The 2,240-nt window shown below is 72.4% G+C and carries 2 protein-coding genes and 1 pseudogene; 1 reads left to right on the forward strand and 2 read right to left on the reverse strand.

The features are described 5' to 3' along the window. Positions 1-434, forward strand: a 434-nt coding sequence (locus CCN35_RS26095) for a helix-turn-helix domain-containing protein (RefSeq protein WP_143631834.1), incomplete at its 5' end; no start/stop codon positions are given. A gap of 171 nt (positions 435-605) precedes the next feature. Here the strand turns inward: CCN35_RS26095 and ku are convergent. Both ku and CCN35_RS26105 read right to left on the reverse strand, forming a co-directional pair. Next, positions 606-1,589, reverse strand: a complete 984-nt coding sequence (gene ku, locus CCN35_RS26100) for a non-homologous end joining protein Ku (RefSeq protein ID WP_067391372.1) — start codon at positions 1,587-1,589, stop codon at positions 606-608. Positions 1,590-1,961: 372 nt separating this feature from the next. Beyond that, positions 1,962-2,240, reverse strand: a pseudogene (locus CCN35_RS26105) (NERD domain-containing protein); the annotation flags it as partial.

Consider the following 2,240-nt stretch of genomic DNA (forward strand, 5'->3'; position numbering starts at 1 on the left):
AGTTGCCGCGTTCCACCGCGGAAGCCGTCGAACTCCACCGGCTGATCGGCGCCGGCCGGCTCTCCCCCGCCCGGGGGACGGGGACCGTACTGATGGAGGACGCCTGGGACACCGTCGTCGTCGAGCGTGCCCGGACCGCCCTCGGAGCCGGCACCTGCCTGCTCGGCGGCCCCCTCGCCGTGCTGCGCGCCCACGACCAGGAGCACGGCACGCCCTATCTCGCGACCCTCGCGGCCTGGCTGGACCACTTCGGCGATCCCCAGAGCGCCGCGCGGCTCCTCCGGATCCACCCCAACACCCTGCGCTACCGGCTGCGCAAGCTCGAAGAGGCGGCCCCCGTCGACCTCTCCTCGCCCCGTCTCCGGCTGGCCCTGCGGCTGCAGCTCGCGGCCCTGGGCGAGGTGCCGCCGTCCGGCGAGGTGCCGGAGTCCTAGACCCGGGCGCCGGCGGCTGCCGGGCGTCGGCAGCGGCACCGGCACGAGCCGGCGGCGGTACGTGTGCATGGACGGCAGGAGCAGGACACGCCCTTGTGCGAAGGCGTCCCGTGCGGTGGGAGGCTGCGGTGGGAGGCGTTGCGGCGGGAGGCGTGCCGGGGCGCCCTCACGTCACACCGTGCGTTTGCGCGGGGCCGCCTTCCCGGCCGGGGTCTTCTTCGTCGTCTTCCCGGTGGCGGCCGCGGTCTTCTTCGCGGACCGCGCGGGCTCGGACGTCTGCTTCTTCGCCGCGGTCTTCCGTGCCGTGGACGTCTGCTTCCGGGAAGCGGCACGGGCCGGCCCCCGCGGGGAGAGATCCTCGCCCTCCTCCGCCGGCTCGCCCCTGGCCTGCCGGGCCGCCTGGACGCTCCTCTCCAGAGCGGTCATCAGATCGACGATCTTGCCGTCGGGAGCGGGCTCGGGGGCTTCGGGAAGCGCCTCACCGGCGGCCTTGGCCGCGATGACCGCCTCCAGGGCCTTGCGGTACTCGTCGTGGAGGTCCCCGAGGTCGACCTCGCCGAGGGTGTCCATGAGGGTGTCGGCGAGTTCCAGTTCCCTGTCGCGGAGCCTGACGTCGACGGCCGGGGCCACGCCCTGGGGAGCGCGGATCTCGTCCGGCCAGAGCAGGCTGTGCATGGCGATGACGTCGTCCACCACGCGGAGCATGCACAGGCGCTCGCGGCCGCCCAGGACGAGCTTGGCGATCGCCACCCGCCGGCTGCGCTTGAGGGCCTCCCGCAGGAGGGTGTACGGCTTGGCGGCCCGGACTCCGCTCGAGGCCAGGTAGTAGGCGTTGTCCAGGTGCAGCGGATCGATCCGGTCGGCCGGGACGAAGGCCACGATGTCGATCGTCTTCGTGGTCGACAGGGGCAGGTGGGCCAGGTCCTCGTCGGTGATCGGGATGATGGTGCCGTCCGTGTCCTCGTAGGCCTTGCCGATCTCCGCCTGCGTGACCTCGCGGTCCTCCAGTTCGCACACCTTGCGGTAGCGGATGCGGCTGCCGTCCTCCGTGTGGATCTGACGGAAGGGGATGGTGTGGTTCTCGGTGGCGTTCACGACCTTGATCGGAATCCTGAGCAGGCCGAACGCGATGGCGCCGTTCCATATGGATCGCACGTGCAGCCCCTTCCGGAGCAGTGCGGCATGAGCAGTGTGCCGCTTTCAGGTGTTTTCTACGGATTTACCATCGTATGGCTTCCGGGTGCGTGGCTTTCGAGCACGGCCGTGCACGGCCGTGCGTCGTACGCCGGCGTGCCTCGCGCGCGGCCGCGCACCGTGTGCGGTCGCGTGCCGTGTGCGGTCGTCCGCGCGCTCATGTGATGCCGCGCGTCCATGCGGCGCAGCACATCCCTACGGCACTGCGCGCCCATACGGCACTGCACCCCCATACGGCACCGCACGCCCATACGGCACCGCACGCCCCTGCGCAGGCAGGGAGACAAGACGTCCCTGCGCAGGTGAGGAGGCCAGAGGTACGGCAACGCCGCCCTACACCCGCTGCCACGTCCTTCTGTCCCTCGCCATCGCGTGCAGGGCCTCCACGTCCGCCGGTTTCAGCACACCGCCCAGGCGGGACAGGGAGCCCAGGTCCGAGGCCCGGAGGATGCGCACGTCCCGTGGCGGGGTCGTGGTGCAGAGGCCGGCCGGGCCCGCCACGGCCAGGAGGGGACGGACGTCGGCCGTGAGGGCGTAGGAGGCGCGGTCGGCCACGGCACGGAGCAGGCGGAGGAGGGGAACCGGGCCGCGGCGGCCCGGTTCCCCTCCTCC

The sequence above is a fragment of the Streptomyces thermovulgaris genome (assembly GCF_002155915.1).
Lineage (GTDB): Bacteria > Actinomycetota > Actinomycetes > Streptomycetales > Streptomycetaceae > Streptomyces > Streptomyces thermovulgaris.